This is a genomic window from Plantactinospora sp. B5E13, assembly GCF_039871775.1.
Taxonomy (GTDB): Bacteria; Actinomycetota; Actinomycetes; order Mycobacteriales; family Micromonosporaceae; genus Plantactinospora.
In genome coordinates this window covers 174,612-197,324 of the sequence record NZ_JBDPLT010000005.1, presented here as the reverse complement: position 1 = coordinate 197,324, position 22,713 = coordinate 174,612, and the positions used below count along the sequence as shown (strand labels likewise).

General features: G+C 70.8%; 22 protein-coding genes and 1 pseudogene. 16 read left to right on the top strand and 7 right to left on the bottom strand.

Annotated features, from left to right (window positions below; translation table 11 throughout):
• Positions 1-51: 51 nt before the first annotated feature.
• The 5 genes from gap to ABGB05_RS07245 all read left to right on the top strand — a co-directional run bounded on the left by gap (position 52) and on the right by ABGB05_RS07245 (position 3,884).
• Positions 52-1,056 carry a type I glyceraldehyde-3-phosphate dehydrogenase gene (gene gap, locus ABGB05_RS07265; protein WP_347652399.1) on the top strand — a complete coding sequence of 335 codons (1,005 nt, stop codon included), beginning with the start codon at positions 52-54 and terminating at the stop codon, positions 1,054-1,056.
• A gap of 52 nt (positions 1,057-1,108) precedes the next feature.
• The gene (locus tag ABGB05_RS07260; protein WP_347652398.1) at positions 1,109-2,308 is read left to right on the top strand and encodes a phosphoglycerate kinase; all 1,200 of its coding nucleotides are present in this window, start codon (positions 1,109-1,111) and stop codon (positions 2,306-2,308) included.
• A complete protein-coding gene (tpiA, locus tag ABGB05_RS07255; RefSeq protein ID WP_347652397.1) occupies positions 2,308-3,105 on the top strand; it encodes a triose-phosphate isomerase in 798 nt (265 codons plus the stop codon). Before ABGB05_RS07260 ends, tpiA begins: the two co-directional genes overlap by 1 nt.
• 51 nt (positions 3,106-3,156) lie before the next feature.
• A complete protein-coding gene (secG, locus tag ABGB05_RS07250) occupies positions 3,157-3,411 on the top strand; it encodes a preprotein translocase subunit SecG (RefSeq protein ID WP_331211998.1) in 255 nt (84 codons plus the stop codon).
• 128 nt (positions 3,412-3,539) lie between these two features.
• Positions 3,540-3,884: an RNA polymerase-binding protein RbpA gene (locus ABGB05_RS07245; RefSeq protein ID WP_347652396.1), complete on the top strand. Its 345-nt coding sequence runs from the start codon at positions 3,540-3,542 to the stop codon at positions 3,882-3,884.
• 8 nt (positions 3,885-3,892) lie between these two features.
• On the opposite strand, the gene pgl is transcribed toward ABGB05_RS07245, so the two are convergent.
• From pgl to tkt, 6 genes are read right to left on the bottom strand one after another with little or no spacing between them, the layout of a single operon-like run.
• Positions 3,893-4,627, bottom strand: coding sequence for a 6-phosphogluconolactonase (gene pgl / locus ABGB05_RS07240; protein WP_347652395.1), 735 nt, complete (start codon positions 4,625-4,627; stop codon positions 3,893-3,895).
• Positions 4,624-5,628 (bottom strand): glucose-6-phosphate dehydrogenase assembly protein OpcA, encoded by a 1,005-nt coding sequence (locus ABGB05_RS07235; RefSeq protein WP_347652394.1) that lies wholly within the window; start codon positions 5,626-5,628, stop codon positions 4,624-4,626. Before ABGB05_RS07235 ends, pgl begins: the two co-directional genes overlap by 4 nt.
• Before the next feature lie 19 nt (positions 5,629-5,647).
• The gene (gene zwf, locus ABGB05_RS07230; protein ID WP_347652393.1) at positions 5,648-7,162 is read right to left on the bottom strand and encodes a glucose-6-phosphate dehydrogenase; all 1,515 of its coding nucleotides are present in this window, start codon (positions 7,160-7,162) and stop codon (positions 5,648-5,650) included.
• Complete coding sequence (locus tag ABGB05_RS07225) at positions 7,159-8,856, bottom strand: glucose-6-phosphate isomerase (RefSeq protein ID WP_347652392.1); 1,698 nt, start codon at positions 8,854-8,856, stop codon at positions 7,159-7,161. Before ABGB05_RS07225 ends, zwf begins: the two co-directional genes overlap by 4 nt.
• On the bottom strand, positions 8,853-10,034 hold the full coding sequence (tal, locus tag ABGB05_RS07220; protein ID WP_347652391.1) for a transaldolase: 1,182 nt from the start codon (positions 10,032-10,034) through the stop codon (positions 8,853-8,855). The genes ABGB05_RS07225 and tal overlap by 4 nt, the downstream gene beginning before the upstream one ends.
• Positions 10,035-10,049: 15 nt before the next feature.
• Complete coding sequence (gene tkt, locus ABGB05_RS07215) at positions 10,050-12,188, bottom strand: transketolase (RefSeq protein WP_347652390.1); 2,139 nt, start codon at positions 12,186-12,188, stop codon at positions 10,050-10,052.
• A gap of 259 nt (positions 12,189-12,447) precedes the next feature.
• Here tkt and ABGB05_RS07210 point away from each other — a divergent pair, with 259 nt between their 5' ends.
• From ABGB05_RS07210 to ABGB05_RS07200, 3 genes are all read left to right on the top strand, one after another.
• The gene (locus ABGB05_RS07210; protein ID WP_347652389.1) at positions 12,448-13,392 is read left to right on the top strand and encodes a heme o synthase; all 945 of its coding nucleotides are present in this window, start codon (positions 12,448-12,450) and stop codon (positions 13,390-13,392) included.
• Between the two features lie 199 nt (positions 13,393-13,591).
• Positions 13,592-13,927: a hypothetical protein gene (locus ABGB05_RS07205; RefSeq protein ID WP_347652388.1), complete on the top strand. Its 336-nt coding sequence runs from the start codon at positions 13,592-13,594 to the stop codon at positions 13,925-13,927.
• Entirely contained in the window at positions 13,927-14,838 is a 912-nt protein-coding gene (locus ABGB05_RS07200; RefSeq protein ID WP_347652457.1) for a hypothetical protein, read from the top strand. Before ABGB05_RS07205 ends, ABGB05_RS07200 begins: the two co-directional genes overlap by 1 nt.
• Positions 14,839-14,898: 60 nt before the next feature.
• On the opposite strand, the gene ABGB05_RS07195 is transcribed toward ABGB05_RS07200, so the two are convergent.
• On the bottom strand, positions 14,899-15,849 hold the full coding sequence (locus ABGB05_RS07195) for a COX15/CtaA family protein (RefSeq protein WP_347652387.1): 951 nt from the start codon (positions 15,847-15,849) through the stop codon (positions 14,899-14,901).
• Between the two features lie 236 nt (positions 15,850-16,085).
• On the opposite strand from ABGB05_RS07195, the gene ABGB05_RS07190 reads away from it, so the two are divergent.
• From ABGB05_RS07190 to ABGB05_RS07155, 8 genes and pseudogenes are all read left to right on the top strand, one after another.
• A complete protein-coding gene (locus ABGB05_RS07190; RefSeq protein ID WP_347652456.1) occupies positions 16,086-16,721 on the top strand; it encodes a metalloregulator ArsR/SmtB family transcription factor in 636 nt (211 codons plus the stop codon).
• Positions 16,718-18,148 (top strand): Fe-S cluster assembly protein SufB, encoded by a 1,431-nt coding sequence (sufB, locus tag ABGB05_RS07185; protein ID WP_347652386.1) that lies wholly within the window; start codon positions 16,718-16,720, stop codon positions 18,146-18,148. The genes ABGB05_RS07190 and sufB overlap by 4 nt, the downstream gene beginning before the upstream one ends.
• 55 nt (positions 18,149-18,203) lie before the next feature.
• Complete coding sequence (sufD, locus tag ABGB05_RS07180) at positions 18,204-19,373, top strand: Fe-S cluster assembly protein SufD (protein WP_347652385.1); 1,170 nt, start codon at positions 18,204-18,206, stop codon at positions 19,371-19,373.
• A complete protein-coding gene (locus tag ABGB05_RS07175; RefSeq protein ID WP_347652384.1) occupies positions 19,373-19,702 on the top strand; it encodes a non-heme iron oxygenase ferredoxin subunit in 330 nt (109 codons plus the stop codon). Before sufD ends, ABGB05_RS07175 begins: the two co-directional genes overlap by 1 nt.
• Positions 19,699-20,472 (top strand): Fe-S cluster assembly ATPase SufC, encoded by a 774-nt coding sequence (gene sufC / locus ABGB05_RS07170; protein ID WP_347652383.1) that lies wholly within the window; start codon positions 19,699-19,701, stop codon positions 20,470-20,472. Before ABGB05_RS07175 ends, sufC begins: the two co-directional genes overlap by 4 nt.
• A 32-nt stretch (positions 20,473-20,504) precedes the next feature.
• Positions 20,505-21,809, top strand: a complete 1,305-nt coding sequence (locus ABGB05_RS07165; protein WP_347652382.1) for a cysteine desulfurase — start codon at positions 20,505-20,507, stop codon at positions 21,807-21,809.
• Entirely contained in the window at positions 21,809-22,297 is a 489-nt protein-coding gene (sufU, locus tag ABGB05_RS07160; RefSeq protein WP_347652455.1) for a Fe-S cluster assembly sulfur transfer protein SufU, read from the top strand. The genes ABGB05_RS07165 and sufU overlap by 1 nt, the downstream gene beginning before the upstream one ends.
• Before the next feature lie 38 nt (positions 22,298-22,335).
• Positions 22,336-22,668 (top strand): annotated as a pseudogene (locus ABGB05_RS07155) (metal-sulfur cluster assembly factor); the annotation flags it as partial.
• Between the last annotated feature and the right edge of the window lie 45 nt (positions 22,669-22,713).

Genomic DNA, 22,713 nt, shown 5'->3' with positions numbered 1-22,713 from the left:
GCTGCCGAACTGGCTGACGGCGGCGAACCGAAACACGAGGAGATGGACTCAGTGACCATCCGGGTTGGCATCAACGGCTTCGGCCGGATCGGCCGCAACTTCTTCCGCGCGGTGCTCGCGTCGGGCGCCGACGTCGAGGTGGTCGGCGCGAACGACCTGACCGACAACGCCACGCTGGCGCACCTGGTCAAGTACGACAGCATCCTTGGTCGTCTGCCGCACGAGGTCAAGGCGACCGCCGACGAGATCACCGTCGGCGGCCACACCGTGAAGGTGTTCGCCGAGAAGGACCCGGGCAAGCTGCCCTGGGCCGACCTGGGCGTGGACGTGGTGATCGAGTCGACCGGCTTCTTCACCGACGCGACCAAGGCCAAGGCGCACATCGACGGCGGGGCCAAGAAGGTCATCATCTCGGCTCCGGCCAAGAACGAGGACGTCACGGTCGTGATGGGCGTCAACCACGACCAGTACGACCCGGCCAAGCACAACATCATCTCCAACGCCTCCTGCACCACGAACTGCCTGGCCCCGATGGCCAAGGTGCTGCAGGACACGTTCGGCATCGAGCGTGGTCTGATGACCACGATCCACGCGTACACCCAGGACCAGAACCTGCAGGACGGCCCGCACAAGGACCTGCGCCGGGCCCGGGCCGCCGCGCTGAACATCGTGCCGACCTCGACCGGTGCCGCGAAGGCGATCGGTCTGGTGCTGCCGGAGCTGAAGGGCAAGCTGGACGGTTACGCGCTGCGGGTGCCGATTCCGACCGGCTCGGCCACCGACCTGACCATCACCGCCGGCCGCCAGACCTCGGTCGAGGAGGTCAACGCCGCGATGAAGGCGGCCGCCGAGGGCCCGCTGAAGGGCATCCTGACCTACACCGAGGACGAGATCGTCTCCTCGGACATCGTCACCGACCCGGCCTCCTGCATCTTCGACTCCGGTCTGACCAAGGTGATCGGCGACCAGGTCAAGGTCGTCGGCTGGTACGACAACGAGTGGGGCTACTCGAACCGCCTCGTCGACCTGGTCAAGCTGGTCGGTGCCGGGCTGTGAGCGTGAGGAGTGAGCTTGCGAGCCCCGCAATCGCGAACGGAGAGGTAGCCGGGTGAGCATCCGCAACCTCGACGATCTCCTCGCCGAGGGGGTTTCGGGTCGGCGCGTCCTGGTGCGCGCCGACCTGAACGTGCCCCTCGACAAGGAGACCGGCGCGATCACCGACGACGGCCGGATCCGTGCGGTCCTGCCCACGCTGACCGCGTTGCGGGACGGGGGCGCGGCGGTTGTCGTCTGCTCCCACCTGGGTCGTCCGAAGGGTGCGCCCGACCCGAAGTACACCCTCGCCCCGGTCGCGAAGCGGCTCGGTGAGCTGCTCGGCGCCGAGGTCGGATTCGCCACCGACACGGTCGGCGAGTCGGCCCGGGCGACCGTCGAGGCGTTGACCGACGGGCAGGTCGCACTGCTGGAGAACCTGCGGTTCAACCCGGGGGAGACCAGCAAGGACGAGGCCGGGCGGGGCGCCTTCGCCGACCAGCTCGCCGGTTTCGCGGAGGCGTACGTCGACGACGCGTTCGGCGCCGTGCACCGCAAGCACGCCAGTGTGTACGACGTACCGGCCCGGCTGCCGCACTTCGCGGGCCGGCTGGTGCTTCGTGAGGTGGAGGTGCTGGCCCGGCTGCGGCACGAGCCGGACCGCCCGTACGTGGTGGTGCTCGGCGGTTCGAAGGTCTCCGACAAGCTCGCGGTGATCGAGGCGCTGCTGCCGTCGGTCGACAAGCTGCTGATCGGTGGCGGCATGTGCTTCACCTTCCTCAAGGCCCAGGGGCACGAGGTGGGGAAGTCGCTGCTCGAGGAGGAGATGGTCGATACCTGCCGCGAGCTGCTCGAACGGGGCGCCGGCAAGATCGTCCTCCCGGTTGACGTGGTGGCCGCCACCGCGTTCAGCGCGGACGCGGAGCACGAGGCGGTGCCGGTGAACCAGATTCCCGCCGACCGGCTGGGTCTGGACATCGGCCCGCGGAGCGTGGCGGAGTTCGCCGACGCCGTCGGTACCGCCCGGATGGTCTTCTGGAACGGTCCGATGGGCGTCTTCGAGCTGGCTCCGTTCGCCGCCGGCACCCGTGGGGTCGCCGAGTCGATCACCTCGGTGAAGGGTTTCACCGTGGTCGGCGGCGGTGACTCGGCGGCGGCCGTCCGGGCGCTCGGCCTCGACGAGGCGGCGTTCGGGCACATCTCCACCGGCGGGGGCGCCTCGCTGGAGTATCTGGAGGGCAAGGCCCTCCCCGGCATCGTCGCTCTGGAGAACTAGTGGGCAGCCCGACTGTCACCCGCCGGCCGCTGATGGCGGGCAACTGGAAGATGAACCTGAACCACCGGGAAGCCAACCTGCTCATCCAGAAGCTCGCGGCGAGCCTCACCGAGCAGCAGCTGACCGACGTCGAGACGGTGGTCCTGCCGCCCTTCACCGACCTGCGCACCGTGCAGAGCGTGGTCGAGGGCGACAAGCTGCTGATCGGCTACGGGGCGCAGGACCTGTCGCCGCACCAGTCCGGGGCGTACACCGGGGAGATCTCCGGTGCGATGCTGGCCGCGCTCGGCTGCCAGTACGTCGTGGTCGGCCACTCCGAGCGGCGGGCCTACCACAACGAGGACAACAGGCTGGTCAACGCCAAGGTCAAGGCGGCGCTGGGCAACGAGTTGACCCCGATCCTCTGCGTCGGCGAGGGACTGGACGTCCGCGAGGAGCAGCGGCATGTGGCGTACTGCCGCGAGGAGCTGGACGCGGCGCTGGCCGGGTTGACCGCCGAGCAGGTGGTCAAGCTGGTGGTGGCGTACGAGCCGGTCTGGGCGATCGGCACCGGCAAGACCGCCACCCCGGAGGACGCCCAGGAGGTCTGTGGCGCGCTCCGGGCCCAGCTTGTCGAGCGGTACGGGCAGGCGACCGCCGACCAGGTCCGGGTCCTCTACGGCGGGTCGGTGAAGGCGGCCAACATCGCCGGTATCATGGCGCAGCCCGACGTGGATGGCGCACTGATCGGCGGGGCGAGTCTGGATGCCGAGGAGTTCGCGCAGATCTGCCGGTTCCCGGAGCACATCACCCGCTGAGGTGTCGCTATCCTTGACGGGCCCCCGTAGCTGAGAGGACTGACCCCTGCCATGCCAACCTGGTTCGCATACACGTTGATCGTGTTGCTGGTCATCACGAGCGTGCTGCTCACCATGCTGATCCTGCTGCACCGGGGCAAGGGTGGCGGAATGTCGAGCATGTTCGGTGGAGGGGTCAGCTCGAGCCTGGCCGGCTCCTCGGTCGCCGAGAAGAACCTGGACCGATACACCGTTCTGGTGGGTCTTGTCTGGTTCGCCTGCATCGTCGGCCTCGGCCTCTGGCTGCGGCTCGCCCAGACCACCTGAATCCCCACCGAGGTCACACCAACTGCGCGCGGTCCGCTACTGTGGGCCGCGCGCAGTCGTCTGCGCTTGCACCGCGTCACACCGTCGCCCCACCGACGGACCCCCCATGACGAACGGAGCGAGCAGTCGTGCCAAGTGGCAGCGCCATCCGTGGCAGCCGAGTCGGTGCCGGCCCAGCCCGGCCCAGCGAACGATGTGAACCCGCCCCCCGCCGCGCGGTCAGCTACTGGTGTGCCAACGGGCACATGGTGGAGATCCGGCTGGCGGCCGAGGCCGAGATCCCCCCGGTCTGGGACTGTCCGCACTGCGGCCAGCCGGCCGGGCAGGACGTACACAACCCGCCGGGGCGGGCCCGGACCGAGCCGTACAAGTCACACCTGGCGTACGTGAAGGAACGGCGTACCGAGGCGGACGCCGAGGCGCTGCTCGCCGAGGCGCTGGCGGCGTTGCGCCAGCGCCGCGGCGAGCGGTAGGGCAGCGGCTACCCGAGTTCGGCCGCGGCGGCCCGGTCCAGCAGCCACCGGGTGGCGGTCACCCCGTGCACCCGGGCCGCCGGCAGCGCGACCGGGGCGGCGGCGTCGAGCGCCGTCCGGACCGCCGTGGCCTTGTCGGCGCCGGCGGCGACCAGCCACACCTCGTCGGCGGTGTTGATCGTCGGCACGGTCAGGGTGACCCGGACCGGCGGCGGCTTCGGGCTGTCCCGGACCGCGGAGACCGGCCGGGTCTCGTCGCCGACCGGATGCCCGGGGAAGACCGAGGCGACGTGGCCGTCCTCGCCCACCCCGAGCATCAGCACGTCCCACCGGGGCAGCGGTGCCGGTCGGCCCGCCGTGGCCAGTTCGGCCGCGTACCGCTGCGCGGCGGCCTCCGGGTCGGCGCCGTCCGGGCCGTCCGACGCCGGCATCGGGTGCAGCCGTACCCCGGGCAGGACGTCGAGCAGGGCGGCCCGGGCCTGGGTTTCGTTGCGGTCCGGGTGGCCGGACGGCAGGAACCGCTCGTCGCCCCACCAGACGTCGACCCGGGACCAGTCGACCGCGTCCCGGGCCGGCAGGTCGCGGACCGCCCGGTAGACCGCCGCGGCGATCCGGCCGCCGGTCAGCACAATCCCCGCCGTGCCCCGTTCCGCCTGCGCGTCGATGATTGTCACGACCAGTCGGGCGGCGACCGCCTGGGCGAGCTGGTCCGGGTCGGCGTGTACCACGCGTGTTGTGGTCACGCCGCTCCTGACCCCGCCGGCTGCGCGGTGACCTGCTGCTGGCTCGGGTCCTTCCAGATGTGCACCCGCTGCTGGGGGCGGGAGTCCAGGCCGGAGATCCCGGCCACCGCACCCAGCGCCTCGGCGTAGATCTGGTCCGGGTCGAGCCGCCGCAGTTCCTCGGCGAGCTCCTCACCGAGCGGCCGGCGGACCAGCGGCAGTTGCCGGTCGGCCTGCCCGGCACGGCGGAAGACCGCCATGCTGTCCTCCCGGGTCAGCACCATCTCGTCGCCGTTGACACAGCGCAGCGTGACCTCCCGCATCCGGGGGAACTCGTCGGTGTGCCGCCACTCCGGCTCCAGCCCCAGCCGGGACTTGAGCCAGCCGGCCATCAGCGCCGCGGTCGGGTCGGTCCGCGGTCCGACCACGGTGGCCGAGGTGACCTGGTTGCCCTCGGTGGTGTCGAAGGCACCGGCGACCAGGGTGCGCCACGGGGTGATCCGGGTCCAGGCCAGGTCGGTATCGCCGGGGGCGTAGTCCCGGGCTCGTTGCCGCAGCGCGGCGATCGGGTCGGCGGCCTGCGCGGAATCGGTGATCCGCCGGTCCGCCACCACTCCGAGGAAGTCGTTGGCGATCTCCACCGGTGGCTCGCCGTGCCACCAGGTCACCACCGGCACGTCCGGTACCAGCAGCGGCATCACCACCGACTCGGCGTGCAGGGCGAGCCGCCCGTACATCCGGGTCACCACCGCCTCGCCCGGTCCGAGCCGGCCGCCGACCACGATCTCGGCGTCGAGCCGGCTCCGGTCGCGTTCGATGTCGGAGCGGACGACGACGACCATCCGGCACGGGTGTGCGGCCGAGGCGATGGTCACCGCCGCCTCGGCCTCCCGTACCCGGGGCTCGTCGACCACCACGATCAGGGTGAGGGCCATCCCGCTGGCCACCCCACCCGCGCTGCGCCGCTCGGCGGCCAGCGCCTTCACCACCTCGTTGCCGGTGGTGTCCCACAAGCCGATCAACGGTGCCTCCCTGGGATCATCACGCCCGCCGCCATGACCGGCCCTCGCGGGCGAGCATCTCGTCCGCCGCCCGGGGGCCCCACTCGCCGGCCCGGTACGGCTCCGGGCGGGTGTCCTGCCAGAAGGCCTCCAGCGGGTCGATGACCTGCCAGCTCTGTTCGACCTCGGCCGCGTCCGGGAACAGCGTCCGGTCGCCGATCAGCACGTCGAGCACCAGTCGCTCGTACGCCTCGGGGCTGGACTCGGTGAACGCCTCGCCGTACTGGAAGTCCATCGCGATGTCCCGGACCTCCATGGTGGTGCCGGGAACCTTGGAGCCGAACTTCAGCACCACGCCCTCGTCCGGCTGGACCCGGATGACGAGCTGGTTGTTGCCGAGCATCTCCATGTCGGCCGGGTTGAACGGCAGGTGCGGCGCCTTCTTGAACATGATGGCGACCTCGGTCACCCGACGCGGCAGCCGCTTGCCGGCCCGGATGTAGAACGGCACACCGGCCCAGCGGCGGTTCTGGATGCCGAGCCGGACCGCGACGTACGTCTCGGTGGTGCTCTCCTTCGGCACCCCCTTCTCGTCGAGGTAGCCGACGGCCCGCTTGCCGGCCACCCAGCCGGGCAGGTACTGGCCACGAACCGTGCCGGCGGCGATGTCCTTCGGCAGGGTGATCGCGCGCAGCACCTTCAGCTTCTCGGCCCGGATCTCGTCGGCGTCGAAGCTGGTCGGCTCCTCCATCGCGACCAGGGCGAGCAGCTGCAGCAGGTGGTTCTGCAGGACGTCCCGGGCGGTGCCGGTGGCGTCGTAGAAGCCGGCCCGGGAGCCGATGCCGACGTCCTCGGCCATGGTGATCTGCACCGAGTCGACGTACCGGGAGTTCCACAGCGGTTCGAAGAGGCTGTTCGCGAACCGCAGGGCCAGGATGTTCTGGACCGTCTCCTTGCCCAGGTAGTGGTCGATCCGGAAGACGTCCTCCCGGGTGAAGACGTCGTCGACCAGGTCGTTGAGCGCCTTCGCCGAGGGCAGGTCGTGGCCGAACGGCTTCTCCACCACGACCCGCCGCCAGCCGCCGGACTTGTCGTTGTCCGCCATCCCGGTCCGGGCGAGCTGCTTGAGCACCGTCGGGAACGCCGCCGGCGGGATGGAGAAGTAGAACGCGGCGTTGCCGGCGATGCCGTGGGTGTCGCGCAGTTCGTCGAGGGTCGCGGCGAGCTGGTCGAAGGCGGCGTCGTCGTCGAACGAGCCACCGACGAACTTGATGTTGCCGGCCAGCCGGCCCCACACCTCGTCCCGCCAGGGCGTCCGGGCGTGTTCCCGGGCCGCCTCCCGGGCCAGCGACTCGAAGTCGCCGTCGCCCCAGTCCCGGCGGGCGAAGCCGAGGACCACGAAGCCGGGCGGCAGCAGGCCGCGGTTGGCCAGGTCGTAGACCGCGGGCAGCAGCTTCTTCTGCGCCAGGTCCCCGGTCACCCCGAAGATCACCAGCGCGCACGGCTCCGGGATCCGCGGCAGTCGCCGGTCCTGCGGGTCGCGCAGCGGATTCACGGTCGTCCCTCCTCGCTCACCCCGGCCAGGCCGCGCACCACGTCGACCAGCCGGGGCACTCCGGCGGCCCGGTCGGTCAGGTGCAGCCGCAGCACCGGCCGGCCCCGCTCGGCGAGCGCCTGTCGGTCACCGGCGGCCTGCGCCGCCTGCAGCTGACCGAAGGTGTACGGCTTGCCGGGCACCGGCAGGTCGTCGACGACGTCCCCGGTGATCTGCAGGAACGAGCCGAGCTGCGGCCCGCCCTTGTGGTACTGGCCGGTCGAGTGCAGGAACCGGGGTCCCCAGCCGAAGGTGACCGGCCGGCCGGAGGCGGCGGCCAGTCCGGGCCGGACCCGTCCCGCGTCGGCGTCGGCGAACCGGTCCAGGTACGCCATCACGGCCAGGTAGCCGTCCCCGCCGAGCCCGGCCAGCAGCAGCCGCAGCGCGCCGGCCAGGTCACCGGGGACCGGGGCGTCCCGCTGGCTCTCACCGGGGGACCAGTAGGCCTCGATCCCGGCGTCGACGAAGGTCGGCGACTCGACCGGCAGGCCGCCGTCGAGCAGCCGGTTGGTGTTCTCCTTCGACTCGGTCACGTTCGGCTGGTTGAACGGGTCGATGCCGAGCACCACACCGGCGACCGCGGTCGCGTACTCCCAGGTCAGGAACTGGGCGCCGAGCGGGCCGTTGACCGCCAGCTGGGCCGGGACGCCGCCGCCGGGGACCGCGCCGGCCGGCAGGCCGCCACCGTAGGTGACGGTCAGCACGTCGGACGCGGTCGCGCCGGGGCTGGTCGGCTCCTCGACCACCACCGGCAGGATGCCGACGCCGCTCTTGCCGGTCGACTCCGCGATCAGCTGTTCGATCCAGTCACCGAGGCCGTCGATGCCGGTGCCGTCGGCGACCAGCGCGACCTTGTCCCGGCCGGTGGTGGCCGCCGCACCGAGCGCGGCGCCGAGGGCCAGGCCCGGGTTGTCCCGGTCCCCACCCAGATTGGCGGCGAGTGCCTCGGCCTGGTCGAGCAGTTCGGCCACGTCGACCCCGGCCAGCGCCGACGGGACCAGCCCGAACGCGGTCAGCGCCGAGTAGCGGCCGCCGACGTCCGGGTCGGCGAGCAGGACGAAGGCGCCCATCTCCGCCCCGGTCTTGGCCAGCGGCGAGCCGGGGTCGGTGACGATCACGAAGTGCCGTCCGGCCTCGGCCTCGGTCAGCCCGGCGTCCAGGAACGCCTGCCAGTACGCCCGCCGGTGGCTGTCGGTCTCCACCGTCGAACCGGACTTGCTGGCGACCACCACGACGGTCCGCGACAGCCGGTCGCCGAGCGCCGCCCGCACCTGCCCGGGGTCGGTGGTGTCGAGCACGGTCAGCGGCTTGCCGAGGGTACGGGTGATCACCTCGGGGGCCAGCGACGAGCCACCCATGCCGGCGAGCACCACGTGGTCGAGGTCGGCGAGTTCCGCCTTCAGCTCGGCGAGCTGGGGGAGGAGTTCCCGGCTGCGCCGGAAGGTGTCCACCCAGCCGAGCCGGATCGCCGCCTCGTCCTGCGCCTCCGGCCCCCACAGCGTCGGGTCCTTGCGGACCAGTCGGCCGGGTACGTCGTCGGCCAGCAGCGCGGCCCGGGCCGAGGCGGGCGCCGCCGCGTCGACGGTCTCCGCCCCGTAGACGGCGAGCCCGGCCGCGCCCTCACAGCCGCCGTCGAGCAGATCCTTCCCGGTCACGCGTTGCCTCCCGCACGGGCGGCCGCAGCCGCGTTGTCCCGGGCGGCGCGGTTCGGCTGCCCGACGCCCCCGGCGGCCGCCTCCAGCGACTTGCGGACCCCGTCGAGCAGCTCCTGCCAGCTGGCCTCGAACTTCTCCACACCCTCACGCTCGAGGGTGTCGATCACGTCGTCGAAGTCGACGCCGGCCGAGGCGATCCCGGCGAAGACCGTCCGGGCGTCGTCGTACGCGCCGGTGACGGTGTCGCCGCCGCGGACGTCGCCGTGGTCGGCGAAGGCGTGGATCACCGGCTCCGGCATGGTGTTGACGGTGCCGGGGGCGATCAGCTCCTCGACGTAGATCACGTCCCGGTAGTCCGGGTTCTTCGTCGAGGTGGAGGCCCAGAGCGGCCGCTGCGGGTGGGCGCCGGCGTCAGCCAGGGCCTGCCAGCGGGCCGAGGAGAAGACCTCGGCGTACCGCTCGTACGCCAGCTGGGCGTTGGCGACCGCGGCCTTGCCGCGCAGTGCCTTGGCCTCGGCCGAACCGGCCTTCTCCAGCCGCTTGTCCACCTCGGTGTCGACCCGGGAGACGAAGAACGACGCCACCGAGGCGATCTTCGTCAGGTCGTGCCCGTTCGCCTTCGCCTGCTCGAGGCCGGCGAGGAAGGCCTCCATCACCTGCGAGTACCGCTCCAGGCCGAAGATCAGGGTGACGTTGACGCTGATCCCCTCGGCCAGGGTCGCGGTGATCGCCGGCAGGCCGGCCTCGGTCGCCGGGATCTTGATGAACAGGTTCGGCCGGTCGACCAGCCACCACAGCGCCTTCGCCTCGGCGACGGTCTTGTCGGTCTCGTACGCCAGCCGCGGGTCCACCTCGATGGAGACCCGACCGTCGACCCCACCACTGGCGTCGTACGCCGGGCGCATCACGTCGCAGGCCCACCGGACGTCGTACGTGGTGAGCATCCGGACCGCCTCCTCGACGGTCACGCCACGGCTGGCCAGGTCACGCAGTTGCCAGTTGTACTCGCCGGCGTCGCTGAGCGCCTTGGCGAAGATGGTCGGGTTGGTGGTCACCCCGACCAGGTGCTTCTCCCGGCGCAGCTGGTCCAGGCCGCCGGAGCTCAGTCGTACCCGGGAAAGATCGTCGAGCCAGACCGCCACACCCGCGGCGGTCAGCTCACCCAACCGGTCCGTCATGTCGTCTCACTTCCCTCAGTTGCCTGTGGTGGAACCGGTGATGTCCCCGAGCCGGGTCAGCGACGCGTGCGCGGCCGCGACGATCCGGTCGGGCGTGAATCCGAACTGTTCGAAGAGCACGGTGTGCGGCGCGGAGGCGCCGTAGTGCTCCAGGCTGACCGTCTCGCCGTGGTCGCCGACCAGGTCGCGCCAGGACATCCCGATCCCGGCCTCGACACTGACCCGGGCCTTCACGTCGCGGGGCAGCACCGACTCCCGGTACGCCGCGTCCTGCTCCCGGAACCACTCCTGGCAGGGCATCGAGACGACCCGGGTCGGGGTCCCCTCGGCCTCCAGCCGGTCCCGGGCGGTGAGGCAGAGCTGCACCTCGGAGCCGGTGCCGATGAGGATCACCTTCGGCAGCCCGTTCGACGCCTCGGCCAGCACGTAGCCGCCCTTGAGCACGCCCTCGGCCCCGGCCAGCTCGGTGCGGTCCACGGTCGGCAGCGGCTGCCGGCTCAGCGCCAGCGCCGCCGGCCGGTCGGTGTTCTGCAGCGCGCCCCGCCAGGCCCACGCGGTCTCGTTGGCGTCGGCCGGCCGGATCACGTCCAGGCCGGGAATGGCCCGCAGCGCGCTGAGGTGCTCCACCGGCTGGTGGGTGGGGCCGTCCTCGCCGAGGCCGATCGAGTCGTGCGTCCAGACGTACGTCACGGGGAGCTTCATCAGCGCGGCGAGTCGTACCGAGGGACGCATGTAGTCGCTGAAGACCAGGAAGGTGCCGCCGTACGGCCGGGTGCCGCCGTGCAGGGCGATGCCGTTGAGGATCGCGCCCATGGCGTGCTCACGGATGCCGAAGTGCAGGTTGCGACCGTACTCGTGGCCGGGGAACGCCTTGGTGGCGTACTCGGACGGGATGAAGGACGGCTCGCCCTCCATGGTGGTGTTGTTGCTCTCGGCCAGGTCGGCCGAGCCGCCCCAGAGTTCGGGCAGCACCGGGGCGAGGGCCTGGAGGACCTTGCCGGAGGCGGCCCGGGTGGCGATCCCCTTGGCGTCGGCGGGGAACGTCGGCAGCGCGTCGGCCCAGCCGGCCGGCAGCGTACGGGTGGCGAGCCGGTCGTGCAGCGCCTTGCCCTCCGGGTTGGCCTGCGCCCAGGACTGGTACGCGGTCTCCCACTCGGTGTGCGCGGTCCGGCCCCGCTCCAGCACCTGGCGGGCGTGCGCGAGCACCTCGTCGGCGACCTCGAAGGTCGTGGCCGGGTCGAAACCGAGCAGCTTCTTGGTGGCGGCCACCTCGTCGGCGCCGAGCGCCGAGCCGTGGATCTTGCCGGTGTTCTGCTTGGTCGGGGCCGGCCAGCCGATGATGGTGCGCAGTGCGATGAACGAGGGGCGGTTGGTCTCCGCCTTGGCGGCGAGCAGCGCGTCGTACAGCGCCTCGACGTTCTCGTGGTAGTGGCCCTCGTCGGCGTCACCGGTACGCCAGTCGACGGTCTGCACGTGCCAGCCGTACGCGGCGTACCGGGCGGCGACGTCCTCGCTCTTGGCGATCCGGGTGTCGTCCTCGATCGAGATCTCGTTGTCGTCGTAGATCAGGACCAGGTTGCCGAGCTTCTGGTGTCCGGCGAGCGCGCTCGCCTCGTGGCTGATCCCCTCCTCGATGTCGCCGTCCGAGGCGATGCACCAGATGTGGTGGTCGAACGGCGAGGTGCCGGGGGCTGCGTCGGGGTCGAGCAGGCCGCGTTCGCGGCGGGCCGCCATCGCCATCCCGACCGCGTTGCCGAGGCCCTGGCCGAGCGGGCCGGTGGTGGTCTCGACGCCCCGGGTGTGGCCGTGTTCGGGGTGGCCCGGGGTCAGCGAACCCCACTGGCGCAACGACTTGAGGTCGCTCAGCCCCAGTCCGTAGCCGCTGAGGTAGAGCTGGATGTAGAGGGTGAGACTGCTGTGTCCGGCGGACAGGACGAAGCGGTCGCGCCCGGTCCAGTCGGGGTCGGTCGGGTCGTGCCGCATGACCCGGTTGAACAGCAGGTAGGCGGCGGGCGCGAGGCTCATCGCGGTACCCGGATGGCCGTTGCCGGATTTCTCTACGGCGTCCATGGCCAGCACGCGAACGGTGTCGACGGCGCGCTGGTCAAGGTCGGACCAGGTCAGCGGAGTCTTCGCGGATCGATTTTCAGCCACGATCGTGTGTGCTCCTCGGCAGATGGGCGGAACCCTCACTGATGACCCTAGCGACCGCTTCCGAAACCCAAGCCCCGGATGACGGCACGAGTGAGCGGCTTCGCCACAGATGTGATCGTCCGCACCGATCAAGGGTCGCCCGGGCAGCGCAAACGGCGACGCGTAGGCTGTCGGTCGGTATGCCGGCCCGGTGTGGTCGGCCGCCTGGCCGATGTTCCACACCGCTCTCCCCTGCGCATACGCCGGAAGGTGGCATTCCGTGAGCATGATCACCGAGCGCCCCGCGACCGGTCCCGCCGAGGTGGCGGCCGACCGGGAGGCGTCCCGGCGAGGCACCGTCACCGCCCGGGTCCGGGCGTACGTCGCACTGACCAAACCGCGGATCGTGGAACTGCTGCTGATCTCCACGGTGCCGACGATGATGCTGGCCGCCGACGGGATCCCGTCGTTGTGGCTGGTGCTGGTCGTGCTGGTCGGCGGTTCGTTGGCGGCCGGTGCGGCGAACGCGTTGAACTGCTACATCGACCGGGACATCGACCAGGTGATGAAGCGGACCAAGCGGCGTCCGCTGCCGACCCACAGCGTCGCGCCCCGCAACGCGCTGGTCTTCGGCCTGGTGCTCGCCGTGGTGTCGGTGAGCCTGATGGCGGTCTTCACCAACTGGCTCGCCACCGGGCTGACCCTGGGGGCGATCCTCTACTACGACCTGGTCTACACGCTCTGGCTGAAGCGGACCACCTGGCAGAACACCTTCTGGGGCGGGGTCTGCGGGTCGGCGCCGGTGCTGATCGGCTGGGCGGCGGTGACCGGTTCCCTGTCGCCGCGGGCGTGGGGGCTGTTCCTGGTGGTCTTCTTCTGGCAGCTGCCGCACTTCTACGCGCTGGCGATCAAGTTCAAGGACGACTACGCCCGGGCCGGTATCCCGATGCTGCCGGTGGTGCGGTCGGTGCGTCGGGTCAACCTGGAGATCGTGCTCTACACCTGGTTGACCGTGGCGGCCTCGGTGGCGGTCTGGCCGCTGGGCATGGGGCCGATCTACGGCGTGGTCGCTCTGGTGGCCGGCGGGGTGTTCATCGTCGAGGCGCACCGGCTGCAGCAGCGGGCCGGGCGGGGCGAGCCGCTGAAGCCGATGCGGTTGTTCCACTGGTCGATCACCTACCTGACGGTCGTCTTTGCCGCGGTCGCGGTGGACGCGCTGCTCTGAGCCTCGAACGTCCGGTTTTCTGCCCGTTCGTCCCGTTCGGCGCGATTGAAACGTGAATCAGCTAATTGTTTTGCCGGGCTATAGCCCGAAAAATCGCCCGAACACACCCCGTTGATGCTTGAAACCTCGCCGTAATTGGCATCACAAAATATCGGTAGGTGCCAGGCATGGCGTGCCAGGTCTGCTTAGGCTGCGCGTTATGGCAGATGGTTCCGATACGACGCCGACGGGGGATCAGACCGTCGCAGGCCAGACCCACAACGGTCTGGTGGCCGGCATCAAGGCGTTCGCCGCCGGCCACGGCGGTGCGAAGGCGGTCATCGAATACGTCGGCAAGCGGGGAGCCCGCATCGTCCTGGTGGGGGAGGACGGCGTGTGGGCGGACCAGTTCGCGGACGGCACCGACGTCGCGCGGCAGGCCTGCGCCACAGCGGGGGTGGCCGTGGAAAACGAATGGGAGCGGGAACTGATGGATCAGATGCGGCCGAGTAACGATCTCTGGCGGTCGATGGCTCGTCGCACCCTGGCTCGTTGATAAATTTGTCCGACAACCGTGCGACCCGGGGTCTTCCCCGGGTCGCTCTCATTACCTGTACCGAACTACCCGAACTCGACCCGGACGACCGGCTGTTGGCGGCGGCGCTCGCCCAGCGTGGCGTGGTCGTCGAGCCGAGGATCTGGGACGACCCGACGGTCGACTGGGCCGGCTATCCGCTCGCGGTGCTCCGTTCGCCCTGGGACTACCCGACCCGACGCGCCGAGTTCGTCGCCTGGGCCGCCACCGTGCCCGGTCTGGCCAATCCGGCCGACCTGGTCCGGTGGAACACCGACAAGCGCTACCTGCGCGACCTCGCCGCCGCCGGGATCCCGACCGTACCGACGGAGTGGCTCGCCCCGGACCGCGAGTGGCACCCGCCCCAGACCGGCGAATACGTGATCAAGCCGGCCGTCGGTGCGGGCAGCCTCGACGCCGGCCGGTACGACCTGGCTGATCCCGAACACCGCCGGCTCGCGGTCGCCCACGTCGAACGGCTACGCGCGGCGGGCCGGCACACCATGGTGCAGCCGTACCTGAGGGCGGTGGAGACCGCCGGCGAGACCGCGCTGCTCTTCTTCGCCGGCCCCGCCGGCCTCGCCTTCAGCCACGGGATCCGCAAGGGGCCGATGCTGGACGGGCCGGACCACGGCGTCGAAGGGCTGTCCCGGCCGGAGCAGATCTCGCCACGCGTTCCGGCCGGCGCCGAACTGGCGGTGGCGGAGCAGGTTCTGGCCGTGCTGCCCGGCGGTCCGGGGCGGCCGCTCTACGCCCGGGTGGACCTCATTCCGGGCCCGGACGGGGCGCCGATCGTCATCGAGGTGGAGTTGACCGAGCCGTCGCTCTTCCTGGCGCACGGTCCGGGTGCCGCCGGGCGACTGGCCGACGCCATCCTCGCCCGCCTCGGCTGAGCCGTCGGAAGGGCCCTTCCGCACCACGGGCTGCCGCCAGGTGGCACGTTGGGCCCTTCCTCACACCGTCTCGAGGGAGCGGGTGGGCGCGGCGGGCGAGACCGGCACCGGCAGCGGCTGGTGTTCCCGGGTCGACCAGAGCACCGCCAGGGCGGCGAGCCAGACCAGGCAGGAGCCGAGCATGTGGGCACCGACCAGGATCACCGGCAGGCCGGTGAAGTACTGGACGAAGCCGATCACCCCCTGACCCAGTTCGGCGAGGAGCAGCAGCCCGGCGGCCCGGACCGCGCCGGCCGGCGCGGCGACCGCCCGCAGGGCGAACCAGAGCGCGATCGAGAGACCGAGCAGCAGGAAGACCGAGTCGGCGTGCACCTGGGAGATCGATTCGGGGTCGAGACCGTTGCGGGCCGCCCCGGAGTCGCCGGAGTGCGGGCCGCTGCCGGTCACCCAGGTGCCGACCAGCAGTACCACCCCGGTGACGAGCACGGTGAGCCAGGCGAGGGTACGCAGCGGTCCGGGCACGGTGGGCCGGGTCGGACCGTCCGGTTCGCGGGCGGCGCGCCAGAAGGCGTACGCGAAGGCGATCACCGCCATCGAGGAGAGGAAGTGCAGCCCGACGACCCACGGGTTGAGGTCGGTGAGCACGGTGATGCCGCCGATGATCGCCTGTGCCGGGATGCCGAAGGCGGCCGCGATCGCGAGCCAGACCAGGCCACGGCGGCGGGGCCGCTGCCGCCAGGCGGCGACCACCGCGGCGATCACGATGGCGGCGAGCACGAAGGTGAGCAGCCGGTTGCCGAATTCGATCACCCCGTGCAGGCCCATTTCCGGGGTGGTCGTGTACGACTCGTCGGTGCACCGTGGCCAGGTGGGGCAGCCGAGCCCGGATTTGGTCAGCCGGACGGCGCCGCCGGTGCCGACGATGAGGACGTTGCCCACCACGGAGGCGAGGGCCAGTCGCGTTAGGGTGGGTTTGCCGGGAAATTCGCCAAATCGGCTCACGACGGACATCGTACGTGCAAATGTGATCATGGCGGACGCCGCGTCTGCTCTCCGGTGGTCCGGATCACCGGAGTCGTGGTTTGCGGATCTTGGCGGAAATACGTAACGTTGGCGTAGTGAAAAACCTGGCGGCGTACTCCGAGCGGAGGCGGGTGACCGAGTCGGTCACCGGCCACCTCGGCGCTGCCGTCGGGAACACCGCCGGCCAGGACGGGCGGACCACCCGGGACCGGGTCACCCAGCTCCTGCTCGAGCACGGCGCGGCCACCGCCGCCCAGCTCGGCGCGGAACTCGGGCTCAGCCCGGCGGCGATCCGCCGGCACCTCGACGCGATGCTCGCCGACGGCGACGTGCTCGCCCGCGAGCAGGTCGTGCAGGGCCAGCGTGGCCGGGGCCGACCCGCCAAGGTCTTCCGGCTCACCGAGTCCGGACGGCGGCGCTGCGGCACCCACACCTACGACGGGATGGCCACCGCCGCGCTGCGCTGGATCGCCCGGCACTTCGGCGACGACGCGGTCGGCGCGTTCGCCGCCGACCAGGTCGCCGCCCTGGAGGCCCGCTGCCGGGCCGCCATGGAGGGCGCCGGCGACGATCCGCTGGCCAGGGCCGAGGCACTTGCCGGGGCGCTGACCGCGGAGGGTTACGCTGCCAACGCGTCCACGATCGCCTCCGGCGGGCAGCTGTGCCAGCACCACTGCCCGGTGGCCCACGTGGCCGCGGAGTTCCCCCAGCTGTGCGAGGCCGAGACGGCGGTCATCTCCCGCCTGGTCGGCACCCACGTGCAGCGCCTCGCCACCATCGCCCACGGTGACGGGGTGTGCACCACGCACATCCCAGCCCAGCCGAAACCTTCCGTCACCAGTGTGAGGACTGATACATGACCGAGCAGATCGTCCAGCCCATGACGCAGGAGGAGCAGCTCGCCGCCCTGGGCCGCTACGAATACGGTTGGGCCGACCCGGACGCGGCCGGCTCGGTCGCGCAGCGTGGCCTCAACGAGGCGGTGGTGCGGGACATCTCCGCCAAGAAGAACGAGCCCGCCTGGATGCTCGACCTGCGGCTCAAGGGGCTGCGCCTCTTCGACCGCAAGCCGATGCCGGCCTGGGGTGCCGACCTCAGCGGGATCAACTTCGACAACATCAAGTATTTCGTCCGCTCGACCGAGAAGCAGGCCGCGAGCTGGGACGACCTCCCCGAGGACATCAAGAACACCTACGACAAGCTGGGCATCCCGGAGGCGGAGAAGCAGCGGCTGGTCGCCGGTGTCGCCGCCCAGTACGAGTCCGAGGTGGTCTACCACAAGATCCGCGAGGACCTCGAGGAGCAGGGCGTCCTCTTCCTGGACACCGACACCGCGCTCAAGGAGCACGAGGACCTCTTCAAGGAGTACTTCGGCACGGTGATCCCGGTCGGCGACAACAAGTTCGCCGCGCTGAACACCTCCGTCTGGTCCGGTGGCTCGTTCATCTACGTGCCGAAGGGCGTGCACGTGGAGATCCCGCTGCAGGCCTACTTCCGGATCAACACCGAGAACATGGGCCAGTTCGAGCGGACGCTGATCATCGTCGACGAGGGCGCGTACGTGCACTACGTCGAGGGCTGCACCGCGCCGATCTACTCCTCCGACTCGCTGCACAGCGCGGTCGTGGAGATCATCGTCAAGAAGAACGCGCGCTGCCGCTACACGACCATCCAGAACTGGTCGAACAACGTCTACAACCTGGTCACCAAGCGGGCGGTCTGCCACGAGGGCGCGACCATGGAGTGGATCGACGGCAACATCGGCTCCAAGGTGACCATGAAGTACCCGGCCGTCTACATGATGGGCGAGCACGCCAAGGGCGAGGTGCTCTCGGTCGCGATGGCCGGCGAGGGCCAGCACCAGGACGCCGGCGCCAAGATGGTCCACCTGGCCCCGCACACCTCGAGCACGATCGTCAGCAAGTCGATCGCCCGGGGCGGCGGCCGGACCTCGTACCGGGGCCTGATCCAGGTGATGGAGGGCTCGCACCACAGCCGGAGCACGGTCAAGTGCGACGCGCTGCTGGTCGACACCATCTCCCGCTCCGACACCTACCCGTACGTCGACATCCGCGAGGACGACGTGGCGATGGGACACGAGGCGACCGTCTCCAAGGTCAGCGAGGACCAGCTCTTCTACCTGATGAGCCGGGGCCTGAGCGAGGACGAGGCGATGGCGATGATCGTGCGTGGCTTCATCGAGCCGATCGCCAAGGAACTCCCGATGGAGTACGCGCTGGAGCTCAACCGGCTGATCGAGCTGCAGATGGAGGGCGCGGTCGGCTGACGCCGCCCGCCCGACGACCCCGCCCCGGTCCCTCGCGAGACAGACCAAGGAAGAGATGACTACCGAAGCATTCGCGCCCGCCACGCAGGCCGCGCCGGTGACCACCAAGGCGCAGACGCTCCGCTCGTACGACGTCGGTGACTATCCGGCGTTGACCGGGCGGGAGGAGGAGTGGCGGTTCACCCCGCTCAAGCGGCTGCGTGGCCTGGCCACCGCCGGCTCGGCGGACGTACCCGAGGGCGGCCCGCGCGGGCTGGTCGTCGAACACGGCGACCTGCCCGCCGGGCTCTCCGTCCGGGTCACCCCGGCCGCCGAGGCCGAGCGGGTGCTGACCCCGTTCGACCGGATCAGCGCGCTGGCCCACGGTGCCGCCGACCGGGTGAACCTGGTCGAGGTGGCCCCGGAGGCGGTGCTGGCCGAACCGGTCGTGGTACGCCTGATCGGCAACTTCCCGGAGGAACTCTCCTTCGCCCGTACCCAGCTGCGGGTGGGTCGGTTCGCCGAGGCGTCGCTGGTCCTCTGGCAGGAGGGTTCGCCGACGCTCGCCGACAACCTCGAGGTGGACGTTGCCGAGGGTGCGAAGCTCACCCTGGTCACCGTCGCCGACTGGGCCGCCGACGCGGTCCAGGCCCAGCACCTGCGGGTACGGCTGGGCCGGGACGCCAAGGTCAGCCACCTGCAGGTGACCCTCGGCGGGGACCTGGTCCGGCAGTACACCAGCGTGGAGTACACCGGCCGGGGTGGTGAGGCCGAGCTGTACGGCCTCTACTTCGCCGACGCCGGCCAGCACCTGGAGCACCGGCAGCTGGTCGACCACAGCGTGCCGGACTGCCGCAGCTACGTCGGCTACCGGGGTGCGCTGCAGGGCGCCAGCGCGCACACCGTCTGGGTCGGCGACGTGCTGATCCGGGCCGAGGCGACCGGCACCGACACGTACGAGATCAACCGGAACCTGGTGCTGACCGACGGCGCCCGCGCCGACTCGGTGCCGAACCTGGAGATCGAGACCGGCGAGGTGGCCGGGGCCGGGCATGCCAGCGCCACCGGCCGCTTCGACGACGAGCAGCTCTTCTACCTGATGGCCCGGGGCATCCCCGAGGACGAGGCGCGCAAGCTGGTGGTCCGGGGCTTCTTCGCCGAACTGCTGAACCGGATCCCGGTCGAGGAGCTGCGGGACCGGCTCGGTGACCAGATCGAGGCGCGGCTCCTCAAGGCGGGCTCCTGATGATCAGGATCTGCTCCACCGAGGACATCCCGAAGGGAACCGTGATCTCCGCCGAGGTCGAGGGGACCGAGGTCGCGGTGGTGCACGCCGAGGACGGCAACTTCTACGCCGTCCGCGACGAGTGCTCGCACGCCGCGGTCGCGCTCTCCGAGGGCGAGGTCGACGGCTGCACCCTGGAGTGCTGGCTGCACGGCTCCCGCTTCGACCTGCGGACCGGGGAACCCAGCGGCCTGCCCGCGACCCAACCCGTACCCGTCTACCCCGTCGAGATCCGCGACGGCGACATCTACCTGAGTCTCACGCCGAGTAATGGAGTTACCGCACCATGAGCGTTCTGGAGATCCGTGACCTGCAGGTGTCGGTCAAGCTGCCCGAGGGCGAGCTCAAGCCGATCCTGGCCGGGGTCGACCTCACCGTGCGGGCGGGGGAGACCCACGCGATCATGGGACCGAACGGGTCGGGCAAGTCGACCCTGGCGTACTCGATCGCCGGCCACCCGAAGTACGAGATCACCGGTGGCTCGGTGACCCTGGACGGCGTCGACGTGCTCTCCATGGCCGTCGACGAGCGGGCCCGCGCCGGCCTCTTCCTCGCCATGCAGTACCCGGTCGAGGTCCCCGGTGTCTCGGTGGCGAACTTCCTGCGTACCGCCAAGACCGCGGTCGACGGCGAGGCGCCGAAGCTGCGCACCTGGGCCGGCGAACTGCGCGGCGCGATGGAGCGGCTGCAGATGGACCCGGCGTTCGCCCAGCGCAACGTCAACGAGGGCTTCTCCGGCGGTGAGAAGAAGCGGCACGAGATCGTCCAGCTCGAGCTGCTCAAGCCGAAGGTGGCCATCCTCGACGAGACCGACTCCGGCCTCGACATCGACGCCCTGCGGGTGGTCAGCGAGGGAGTCAACCGGGTCCGCGAGACCGGGCAGACCGGCCTGCTGCTGATCACCCACTACACCCGGATCCTGCGCTACATCAAGCCGGACTTCGTGCACGTCTTCGTGGCCGGGCGGATCGTCGAGCAGGGCGGCCCCGAGCTCGCCGAGAAGCTCGAGGCCGAGGGCTACGAGCGGTACGTCGCCGGCGCCGGTTCGGCCCGGGCCTGAGCGGGACGGCTGAGGAGAAGGGCGTCGTCGAGATGACCACGATCGCGATCCCACCCGGGATGCCCCAGTACGACGACGTGCCCCGGTACGACGTCGAGGCGGTACGCGCGGACTTCCCGATCCTGGGACGTGCGGTCAACGGCCACCCGATGGTCTACCTCGACAGCGCGAACACCTCGCAGAAGCCGCGCCAGGTGCTCGACGTGCTGCGGGAGCACTACGAGCGGCACAACGGCAACGTGTCCCGGTCGGTGCACACCGTGGGCACCGAGGCGACCGAGGCGTACGAGGGGGCCCGGGCGAAGGTCGCGGCGTTCATCAACGCGTCGAGCCCGGACGAGGTGGTCTTCACCAAGAACTCCACCGAGGCGATCAACCTGGTCGCGTACGCCTTCTCGAACGCCTCGCTGGGCCTCGGCGGCGACCCACGGTTCCGGCTCGGCCCCGGCGACGAGATCGTGATCTCCGAGATGGAGCACCACTCGAACCTCGTCCCGTGGCAGCTGCTCTGCGAGCGGACCGGCGCCACGCTGCGCTGGTTCAGCCTCACCGAGCAGGGCCGGCTCGACGAGTCGAACCTGGCGGAGCTGGTCAACGAGCGGACCAAACTGGTCTCGTTCGTGCACATGTCGAACATCCTCGGCACGGTCAACGCCACCGCGCGGATCACCGAACGGGTCCGCCAGGTTGGTGCGCTGCTGATGCTCGACTGCTCGCAGTCGGTGCCGCACATGCCGATCGACGTGGTCGACCTGGACGTCGACTTCATCGCCTTCACCGGGCACAAGATGTGCGGACCGACCGGGATCGGGGTGCTGTGGGGGCGGGCCGAGCTGCTCGCCGCGATGCCGCCGGTCTTCGGCGGCGGGTCGATGATCGAGACGGTGGCGATGGGCGGTTCGACGTACGCCCCGCCGCCGGCCCGGTTCGAGGCCGGCACCCCGCCGATCGCCGAGGCGGTCGCGCTGGGCGCCGCGGTGGACTACCTCTCCGCGGTCGGCATGCCCGCCATCCAGTGGCACGAGAAGGAACTGACCGCGTACGCGCTGGACGCCCTGGAGACCGTGCCCGGGCTGCGGATCTTCGGTCCCCGGGTGCCGGTCGGCCGGGGCGGCACGATCTCGTTCGCGCTGGACGGGGTCCATCCGCACGACGTCGGGCAGATCCTCGACGCGCAGGGTGTCGAGGTGCGGGTCGGTCATCACTGTGCGCGACCGGTCTGTGTCCGGTTCGGCGTACCGGCGACCACCCGCGCGTCGTTCTACCTGTACACCACGACCGGCGAGATCGACGCTCTGGTGCGCGGGCTGGAACAGGTACGGAAGGTGTTCGGGTGATGCAGGTAGACCAGCTGTACCAGGAGATCATCCTGGACCACTACAAGCACCCGCACGGGCGGGGACTGCGGGAGCCGTACGCCGCCGAGGCGCACCACGTCAACCCGACGTGTGGTGACGAGGTGACGATCCGGGTCGCGCTCGACGGTGACGTGCTGCGCGACGTGTCGTACGACGGCATGGGCTGCTCGATCAGCCAGGCCTCGGCGAGTGTCCTGCACGAGCTGCTGACCGGCCGGGACACCGACCAGATCTCGGCGGTGCACGCCGCGTTCGTCGAGTTGATGTCGGGCCGGGGCCAGGTGGACCCGGACGAGGAGGTGCTGGGGGACGCGGTCGCGTTCGCCGGTGTCGCCCGTTACCCGGCCCGGGTGAAGTGTGCGCTGCTGCCCTGGATGGCGTTCAAGGACGCCGCGGCCCGGGCCGGGGTGGTCGTCGAGGCCAGCGGTGCCGATGGTTACGAACGGAGCGAGGTGAAGACGGCGTGACTGATCAGCAGGAGATGGCGATGGAGTCGACCGGGCCGGCGGGCAGGGCGACGGCGATCGCCGACATCGAAGAGGCGATGAAGGACGTCGTCGACCCCGAGCTGGGGATCAACGTGGTCGACCTGGGGCTGGTCTACGGCATTCACGTGGACGACGAGAACGTCGCGACCCTGGACATGACGCTCACCTCGGCGGCCTGTCCGCTGACCGACGTGATCGAGGACCAGGCGCGGACGGCGCTGACCACCGGCCCCGGTGGCGGCCTCGTCTCCGACATCCGGATCAACTGGGTGTGGCTGCCGCCGTGGGGCCCGGACAAGATCACCGACGAGGGTCGGGACCAGCTCCGCGCCCTCGGCTTCAACGTCTGAGGTCTGTACGTGAGGGCTCCTCCGGTCGTTTCGCGTACCGGGGGA